Consider the following 8917-nt stretch of genomic DNA (forward strand, 5'->3'; position numbering starts at 1 on the left):
GCAGACCGAAGCGCCGCTCGCCGTCACTGAATACGTATTGCGTCGGCTCCTGCGCATCGTGGGCCACGGCAATGACTTCGATGTTCAGGGCGCCAACCTGTAGTTGCTCGCCGCCGGCCAGGAGGCCCGCTGGTTCAATCGGTTTGCGCATCCCGCGCAGGGTCCCGCGACTGAGGTAGACCGGCAGATTGTAGCGCCGAGACAGCAAACCCACGCCATGCACGTGGTCGGCATGTTCGTGGGTCACCAGTATCGCGCTCAACTGCGCAGGGTGGATACCCAAGCGCAGCAGGCGTTTTTCGGTTTCCCGCAGGGAGAAACCACAATCCACAAGCACATACGTGTCATCGCTGGCTATCAGCGTGCCGTTCCCTTGGCTACCGCTGCCGAGAACGGCAAAACGCATGGGATCAGCCCAGGTTGTCCTGAATCACGCTCAACACTTTGCGCGCCACTTCAGCCGGCGCAACGGTGTTGATGTTCTTCTCGACGGTGACCTGGACGCTGTCGCCGACCTTGCTCAGGCGAACCTGATAACGCTCGGCGCGGGCTTCAACTTCTTCCTTGGTCGGCGCACTGCCGAACAGGCTGCTGAAGAAACCTGGCTTCTCGTCTTTCTTCTCGGCTTTTTCAGACAGGTTGATGTAGTACAGACCCAGGCTGCGGTTGATGTCTTCAACGCGCCATTCGCCTTGCTCCAGCGCACGACCAACGCTCGACCAGGCACGATCCAGGTCAGAACCGACGTTCAATACCGGGTTGCCGCTGCCGTCTTCGCTCAGGCTGACACGACCTGGCATATCTGCATCACGCGAAGCCAGCATGGAGACCGAACCGCCCTTCTCCGAGATGCGGCTCATGCTTGCCAGCATGTCGTCGACCAGTGCCGCGTCCAGGCCGGTGTTGACCGAACGATTGGTGAAGTCGACATCGGCGGTGCTACCCGCTGGACGTTGAGCACTGACCACGTAGATCTCACTGGTGTTGCGCTGCACGCCCGGCTCGATCCGCACTCGCACGCGGGTCTCGCTGTCAGATGCGATACCGGCAGCGCTCAGGCGCTTGGCCATCGCCGCGGACAGCTCATCGGAATGCTGCCAGGTGGTGGTGAACTCACCGGTTTGCGGTTTCTGCTCATCCAGACGGAAGCCGTTGTCCTGGAAGAACTGCACAGCCACTGGCCAAGCTTCGGCCGGCGGATTCTGAGCCAGGATCGAACTTGAGTCGCCGCTCTTCTGCAACGAGTAGGCGCTGGCGTCAGCCGCTGCGGACAGAGGCAGCGGACGCGGCACGATGTATTCACCTTTAACAGTGTCGTCGGCCACGTTGCGCGGGATCGGCAGCAGCGGATCCAGACGCTTGGAGGTGGTTACGTCCGGTGGCAATTGCATGGGTGCAGTCTGTTGCGCTTCCAGGTAATCGCTACCACGGTCACGGAAATAACCTTCCGGGCCCCAGACCCATCCACAGCCGCTGGTGCTGGAGATAATCAAGGCAAGTGCGGAAAGTCCGGCCAATCGCTTCATGCGTAGTGCTTCCTCAATTAAACCAGGACGCTGCACTGGCGCAGGGCCGTGCGGAGCGTTTCATGACAAGGTGTGCTCAGCCAGGTCAATGGCAGGCGAATGCCTTCGTGCATCAGGCCCATTTCCACCAAAGCAAATTTCACCGGAATCGGGTTGGCTTCGATGAACAGGTCTTTGTGCAGCGGCATCAGTTTTTCGTTGATTGCCCGCGCGGTTGCGGCGTCGCCCTTGAGCGCGGCCTCGCACAGGTCAGCCATTTCGCGCGGAGCGACGTTGGCGGTGACGGAGATATTGCCCTTGCCGCCGAGCAGGATCAGCTCAACCGCTGTCGGATCATCACCGGACAGCACAATGAAGTCCTTGCTCACGCCATCAATGATGGTTTGGGCGCGCTTGAGGTCCCCGGTGGCTTCCTTGATGCCGATGATGTTCGGCACGGTGGACAGGCGAATTACGGTCTCGGCCTGCATGTCGCAAGACGTGCGGCCAGGAACGTTATAGAGAATCTGTGGAATATCGACCGCTTCAGCAATGTGCTTGAAGTGCTGGTACAGACCTTCCTGGGTCGGCTTGTTGTAATACGGAACGACCAGCAGGCAGGCGTCGGCTCCGGCTTCTTTCGCGTTGCGGGTCAGTTCGACGGCTTCGCGGGTCGAATTGGCACCGGTGCCGGCGATGACCGGGATGCGACCATTGACTTGCTTGACCACGGCACGGATGACTTCGATGTGCTCGTTGACGTCGAGGGTTGCCGACTCGCCGGTAGTACCGACCGCGACAATGGCATGAGTACCGTTTTTAAGGTGGAAGTCCACGAGTTTGCTGAGGCTGTCCCAGTCAAGACGCCCTTGTGCATCCATGGGTGTGACCAGTGCCACCATACTGCCCGCAATCATGAAACCGCTCCTGCCGGAAAAAGAGAGCGGTAATGGTACTGGCGCCAAGATGCTTGTACAAGCGAAGTACTGCGCTGCCGCCATTCCCCTTGGCGCCGCTTTTCGCTACCCTTCAGACTTTGATCGGTACTGATAAGCTCTTGCGCCGGGTTTCAGCCTCCATTTTCGGCATCACAAGCCCCGATCCAGCGTTGCCACCCTTCGCTCCTGTCTTGATGGAGCACGTTGCAACCTTCGCCCGGGTTTTCTGAATTCGCATCCGCAGGCTCGCCCCCGGTAATAAAAGCCCGTAGAAGTACCGACCGCTCATCGCTTTAGGAATGCTGCATGTCCACCCCCACAGTTCGCGAACAATTCCTTGTCATCAGTGCCCTCGGCGCCAACCCCATGGAGCTGACTAACGTCCTGTGCCGCGCCAGCCATGAAAATCGCTGCGCCGTGGTCACCTCTCGCCTGACCCGTCATGGCGAGTGCAGTGCGTTGATCCTCGAAATCTCCGGCAGCTGGGACGCCTTGGCGCGCCTTGAAGGCAGCCTGCCCGGCCTTGCCAAAAAGCATGCATTCACCGTGAATGTGGTGCGCAGTGCCGCGCTGGAAAACCGCCCCCAGGCCCTGCCTTATGTTGCGTACGTCAGCTCCGCCTACCGTTCGGACATCATCAACGAGCTGTGCCAGTTCTTCATGGACCACAACGTCGAGCTGGAAAATCTCACCTGCGACACGTATCAGGCACCGCAAACCGGCGGCACCATGCTCAACGCCACGTTTACCGTGACCCTGCCGGCCGGCGTGCAAATCAGCTGGTTACGCGATCAGTTCCTGGATTTCGCCGACGCGCTGAACCTGGATGCCCTGATCGAACCGTGGCGCCCACAAAACCCAATGTAAGGAAGCTTTCATGGCCGTTGCCATCGACCAGCCGGTTGCCGATTTCGAAGCGCCCGCCACCAGCGGACAGACCATCAGCCTCGCCGCCCTCAAAGGCAAGCAAGTGGTGATCTACTTTTATCCGAAAGACAGCACACCGGGCTGCACGACCCAGGGCCAAGGCTTTCGCGATCAGTTGGAGGCCTTTAAAGCTGCCAACACTGAAGTCTTTGGCGTGTCCCGCGACAGCCTGAAATCCCACGAGAACTTCAAAGCCAAGCAAGCCTTCACCTTCGAGCTGATTAGCGATAAAGAAGAGGCGCTGTGCCAGTTGTTCGACGTGATCAAGCTGAAAAAGCTCTATGGCAAGGAATACATGGGCGTTGATCGCAGCACGTTCCTGATCGACAAAAACGGTGTACTGCGTCAGGAATGGCGCGGTGTGAAGGTGCCGGGGCATGTGGATGCGGTATTGGCTGCGGCTGAGGCATTGAATAAAGCCTGAGATTATTGGCGCCGGTCACGACGCCATCGCGAGCAAGCTCACTCCCACAGTAGACCGAGTTGTCAGGCATAAAGGGTCACCTGTGGGACCGAGCTTGCTCCGGATGGGGCCGTCAGCTCGCTGAGTATTCGCAGCTGACGGTTAGAGCAGTGGCGCCACCACCGGCTCTTTACGCGGCCATGCATCCAGAACTGCCTTGAACAGCGTCGCCAGGGGAATCGCAAAAAATACCCCCCAGAATCCCCACAGCCCGCCAAACAACAGCACCGCGTAAATGATCGCAACCGGGTGCAAATTCACCGCTTCCGAGAACAACAACGGCACCAGCACATTGCCATCCAGCGTTTGAATGATCCCGTAGACCGCCATCAGATAGATGAACTGATCACTCCAGCCCCACTGGAACAACGCAATGAGCAGCACCGGCACGGTCACCACCACCGCCCCGACGTAGGGCACCACCACTGATATGCCCACCAGCAATGCCAACAGCGCCGCGTAGTTGAGCCCCAAAACGACGAACGCCAGGTAGGTCACGCCACCGCAAATGAAAATCTCGATGACTTTGCCGCGAATGTAGTTGGCGATCTGCCGGTTCATCTCGTGGGCAACGCGGGTGATCAGCGCCCGTTCGCGCGGCAGGTAACCGCGCACCCACTGGCCGATCATCTCCCGGTCCTTGAGAAAGAAAAACACCAGGATCGGCACCAGCACCAGATAGATCATGATGTTGACCAGCAGCGGCAGGCTCGACAGCGAGAATGTCAGCGCCCACTGACCGAACTTGCCGATCTCGCCGCGCGCCACGTCAATGGCTTGCAACACCTGTTCGTCTGACACCAGATGCGGATAGCGCTCAGGCAGCAGCAACAGCAACGACTGCCATTTGGCGAGCATGCCCGGCAACTCGTTGAACAGCGTGATCAACTGATGCCAGAGCAACGGCACCACGACAATCATGAAGACCAGCAACACCCCCATGAACAGTGCGAAAACCAATCCCACCGCCACGCCGCCGGGCATGCGCAGGCGCTCCAGCGTTACCACCAGCCCTTGCATCAGGTACGCCAGCACCATCCCCGCCAGCACCGGCGCGAGCATGCCGCCCAGGGTGAGCACGGCGGTAAACGCCAGAAACAACAGAACCGCCAGCACCACGGCTTCTTCATCGGAAAAATAACGCTGAATCCAGTCGCGTAACACTTTGAACATCAATAATCCTTAGAAACGAACGCAGCGGGTTTCAGGCTTTTTTCAACCAATAGCGGTAAACACCCGCCTCGTCTTCTTCGCGAAGCAGCGTATGGCCGGCCAATCGGGCAAAGGTGCGGAAGTCGCGCTGGGAGCCCGCATCGGTGGCGATGACCTTGAGCACGGCGCCGCTGGCCAGTCGATTGAGTTCCAGTTTGGCCTTGAGCAACGGCAACGGACAATTCAGGCCGCTGGCGTCCAGTTCGACGTCATGGGCTACAGCATCGGTCATTGCTTCACTCCGGGTCAGGTGTTTTGAGCTGCCTAGAATATCTGGTCCCAAGCCAAGTGTCCGGCTACAGTAAGCTCTTTGTCGACTAAGGCTTTGTGCATGACTTTTTTGCGCCCTACCCTGCTGACGCTCGCTTGCCTGCTCGCCTCACCGGGCTTCGCCGACGACTTGCCGTCACTCGGCGACGCCAGTTCTGCCATCGTCTCGCCGCAACAGGAATATCAATTGGGCCGAGCGTGGCTGGCACTGTTGCGCAGCCAGGTGTCGCAGCTCAACGACCCGCAGCTCAAGGACTACGTTGAATCCAGTGTTTACCGCCTGGTGGAAACCAGCCAGGTGAATGACCGGCGCCTTGAGTTCATCCTGATCAACAGCCCGCAGCTCAACGCCTTTGCGGCGCCGGGCGGAATTGTCGGGGTCAATGGCGGCCTGTTCCTCTACGCGCAGACCGAGGGCGAATACGCGTCGGTACTGGCCCACGAATTGGCTCACTTGTCGCAGCGCCACTTTGCCCGTGGCGTTGAAGCGCAACAGCGCATGCAAGTACCGATGATGGCCGCTCTGCTGGCCGGGATCGTCATCGCGGCAGCCGGGGCCGGTGATGCCGGGATCGCGGCGATTGCCGGTACTCAAGCAGCGGCGATTCAAGAGCAGCGGCGTTTCTCGCGCCAGAATGAACAGGAAGCCGACCGTATTGGCATCGTCAATCTGGAAAAAGCCGGTTACGACCCACGTTCGATGCCGACCATGTTCGAACGATTGATGCGTCAGTATCGCTTCGACGCCAAGCCACCGGAATTTCTGCTGACTCACCCGGTGACTGAATCGCGGATCGCCGACACTCGCAACCGCGCCGAACAGGCCAAACCGGGCGGCGTCGAAGACACGATGCGGTATCAGTTGATTCGAGCGCGGGTCCAGTTGATCTATGAAGAAACGCCAGGTTTGGGCGCCAAGCGCTTCAGGGCACAACTCGATGAGAACCCCAACAACGACGTTGCCCGGTATGGTCTGGCGATCGCCCAGATCAAGGGCGGCCAGTTGAACGAGGCGCGGGAGAATCTCAAGTTGCTGCTGGCCAAGTCCCCGAACGAGATCATCTACAACCTGGCGCAAGTCGATCTGGACATCACCAACAACCGCCTGCCCGACGCTCAATCAAGGGTCGACCGGATGCTGACGCAATATCCCGGCAACTATCCGCTGAATCAGGTACGCGTCGATCTGCTGCTGAAACAGAACCGCGCCGCCGATGCGGAAAAGGCGCTCGAAGGTCTGCTCAAATCGCGCCCGGACGATCCGGACGTCTGGTACCAAGTGGCTGAGACACGCGGACTGTCGGGCAACATTATCGGGTTGCACCAGGCTCGCGCCGAGTACTTCGCGCTGGTTGGCGACTATCGTCAAGCCATTCAGCAACTCGACTTCGCCAAGCGCAAAGCGGGCAGCAACTTCCCGCTGTCGTCGCGCATCGATGCGCGACAGCGTGAGTTGATGGAACAGGAGCGCATGGTCAAGGACATGATGGGCTGAGCCTTCAGAGACATCTTTCAGGCACAAAAAAACCGCCTCTTTCGAGGCGGTTTTTTATTCAGCCAACTACCGGTTTATTCAGCCAGTTTGAAGGTGATGAAGCTTGCACGGTTCTGACGCAGAACTCTCATCGACACCGAGCGATTCTTCGGTAGCGCCTTGGCAATCTCGGCAAACTCCTTGCTGTCGCCAATGGCCTGGTTGTTCAGGTGAGTGATCACGTCATTGGGCTGCAAGCCAATCAACGAAGCAGGGCCGTCCTGAACTTCCTTGATGACTACACCACCTTTGAGGTCCAGGGTTTTCTTCTGCTCTGCAGTCAAATCGGCGACGGCCACGCCCAGACGATTACTGCTGGTTTCAACACCGGACTTGGGCGATGCACCCAGCTCTTTGCCTTCATCAGGGATTGCGCCAACGATCAGCTCGACATTCTTGCGCTTGCCCTCGCGAATGACCTCAAGATTGGCCTTCGCGCCTTCTTTCAGGGCTCCCACCAGATGCGGCAGATCAGCAGACATGACGATCGGTTGACCATTCATGCTCAGGATCACATCGCCCACTTGCAGCCCACCCTTGGCAGCCGGGCCGTCATCCTGGATCTGAGCGACCAGTGCGCCGGCCGGCTTCTCAAGACCGAACGACTCGGCCAGGTCCTTGTTCACTTCCTGAATCACTACGCCCAACCAGCCGCGGCTGACTTTACCGCCGCTTTTCAGCTGATTGGAAACGTCCATCGCCACATCGATAGGGATCGCAAACGACACCCCCATGAAGCCGCCTGAACGGGTGTAGATCTGCGAGTTGATGCCGACTACTTCGCCGTTCAGATTGAACAGCGGACCACCGGAGTTGCCCGGATTGATCGGCACGTCGGTCTGGATGAACGGAACGTAGTTTTCGTTCGGCAAGCTCCGACCGATAGCACTGACGATACCTTGGGTCACGGTGTGATCGAAGCCAAACGGCGACCCGATGGCGACAACCCACTGTCCGGCTTTCAAGTCCTGGGATTTACCCAGTTTCAGAACCGGCAGGTCCTTGCCTTCGATCTTCAGCAATGCCACGTCGGAACGTGGATCGGTGCCGATCAATTTGGCTTTCAGTTCACTGCGGTCGGCCAGTCGAACGAGAATCTCGTCGGCATCGGCGATCACATGGTTGTTGGTCAGAATGTAGCCATCAGGCGAGATGATGAAACCCGAACCCAGGGATTGCGCCTCACGCTGGCGATCACCGCGCGGCGAACGCTGCTGTGGCATGCCCCGTTCGAAGAACTCGCGCAACGCTGGCGGCAAGCCTTCAAGGTCCGGCATTTGACCGGACACTTTGCGGTCCGGCAGCTTTTGCGTGGTACTGATGTTTACCACCGCAGGCGAGGCCTGCTCGACCAGTTGGGTGAAGTCAGGCAATTCGACTGCTTGAGCAGTCACCGCCTGACCGAGCACCAGCACGGTGGCAAAAATGGAGAGATAAGACTTCAAGCGTGGTATCGACATACGGCTCCCGTTACGACGAGCATGGTTAAGCGATATGGAGCAAGGAACACCGGGAACGATACGCCGGTATTTTTGTTCCGGGAACAACAAAACAAGGCCAGAGCCGTGAGGCTCTGACCTATAGAAAAATTCAGGATTTTTTGCAAATTGAAATGCTCACCAAACATTTCGACATGAGCTCGCTACTTGGTTGCAGTGGCATCAGTGCGCATGGAAAGCGCAATCCGTTCCGCGGTGCCGATCGGAATTTCACCCACGACCGTTACCATCATCTCGCCCTGGGGTGTCGTCAAGCGCCGAGACACCGCGACCGTCGGGCCAAGCTGAGTGCGAGTATCGGTGACAGTTGCACCGTTGAGCGGCTCAAGGAACACCGAAAAGCGCGCCAGACCGTCGTCGTACATCAGGCTGTTGACCTGGGTTTTGGTCTCAGGATCTTTACGGGCACTGCTGCTGGTCAGCTCAAACCCGGGTGGTAACCAGTCCGAACGCCAAACCTGAGCAGTCTTGATCGCGGAAGCCTTGTCACTGTCAAGCGTGACCGCCTTGCAATCAGCGCCAGGTTGAAGGTCTTTCTCCGTCGGCACGTCGGCCGTATCCAGTTGCGT

General features: G+C 58.6%; 10 protein-coding genes. 3 read left to right on the plus strand and 7 right to left on the minus strand.

Features of this window, described 5'->3' with window-relative positions:
* The 3 genes from ACQKP4_RS27360 to dapA form a co-directional block, all read right to left on the minus strand.
* The coding region (locus tag ACQKP4_RS27360) for an MBL fold metallo-hydrolase (protein WP_427637128.1) at positions 1-406 on the minus strand (406 nt) is incomplete at its 3' end.
* Between the two features lie 4 nt (positions 407-410).
* Positions 411-1526 carry an outer membrane protein assembly factor BamC gene (gene bamC / locus ACQKP4_RS27365; protein ID WP_427637129.1) on the minus strand — a complete coding sequence of 372 codons (1116 nt, stop codon included), beginning with the start codon at positions 1524-1526 and terminating at the stop codon, positions 411-413.
* A 17-nt stretch (positions 1527-1543) separates the two neighbouring features.
* Positions 1544-2422, minus strand: a complete 879-nt coding sequence (gene dapA, locus ACQKP4_RS27370; protein WP_427637130.1) for a 4-hydroxy-tetrahydrodipicolinate synthase — start codon at positions 2420-2422, stop codon at positions 1544-1546.
* Positions 2423-2749: 327 nt separating this feature from the next.
* On the opposite strand from dapA, the gene ACQKP4_RS27375 reads away from it, so the two are divergent.
* On the plus strand, positions 2750-3310 hold the full coding sequence (locus ACQKP4_RS27375; protein ID WP_010462255.1) for a glycine cleavage system protein R: 561 nt from the start codon (positions 2750-2752) through the stop codon (positions 3308-3310).
* 10 nt (positions 3311-3320) lie between these two features.
* Positions 3321-3794, plus strand: coding sequence for a peroxiredoxin (locus ACQKP4_RS27380; RefSeq protein WP_427637131.1), 474 nt, complete (start codon positions 3321-3323; stop codon positions 3792-3794).
* A gap of 141 nt (positions 3795-3935) precedes the next feature.
* Here the strand turns inward: ACQKP4_RS27380 and ACQKP4_RS27385 are convergent, their stop codons facing one another.
* Positions 3936-5006, minus strand: a complete 1071-nt coding sequence (locus tag ACQKP4_RS27385) for an AI-2E family transporter (protein WP_427637132.1) — start codon at positions 5004-5006, stop codon at positions 3936-3938.
* Positions 5007-5037: 31 nt separating this feature from the next.
* The gene (locus tag ACQKP4_RS27390; RefSeq protein WP_427637133.1) at positions 5038-5277 is read right to left on the minus strand and encodes a sulfurtransferase TusA family protein; all 240 of its coding nucleotides are present in this window, start codon (positions 5275-5277) and stop codon (positions 5038-5040) included.
* A 99-nt stretch (positions 5278-5376) separates the two neighbouring features.
* On the opposite strand from ACQKP4_RS27390, the gene ACQKP4_RS27395 reads away from it, so the two are divergent.
* On the plus strand, positions 5377-6810 hold the full coding sequence (locus ACQKP4_RS27395) for a M48 family metalloprotease (RefSeq protein ID WP_427637135.1): 1434 nt from the start codon (positions 5377-5379) through the stop codon (positions 6808-6810).
* A gap of 74 nt (positions 6811-6884) precedes the next feature.
* Here the strand turns inward: ACQKP4_RS27395 and ACQKP4_RS27400 are convergent, their stop codons facing one another.
* Both ACQKP4_RS27400 and ACQKP4_RS27405 read right to left on the minus strand, forming a co-directional pair.
* Positions 6885-8309, minus strand: a complete 1425-nt coding sequence (locus ACQKP4_RS27400; RefSeq protein ID WP_427637136.1) for a DegQ family serine endoprotease — start codon at positions 8307-8309, stop codon at positions 6885-6887.
* Positions 8310-8491: 182 nt separating this feature from the next.
* Positions 8492-8917: MucB/RseB C-terminal domain-containing protein (locus tag ACQKP4_RS27405; protein ID WP_427637138.1), on the minus strand; the 426-nt coding region annotated here is incomplete at its 5' end.

It is taken from the genome of Pseudomonas sp. NPDC086278 (assembly GCF_050280905.1).
GTDB lineage: Bacteria > Pseudomonadota > Gammaproteobacteria > Pseudomonadales > Pseudomonadaceae > Aquipseudomonas.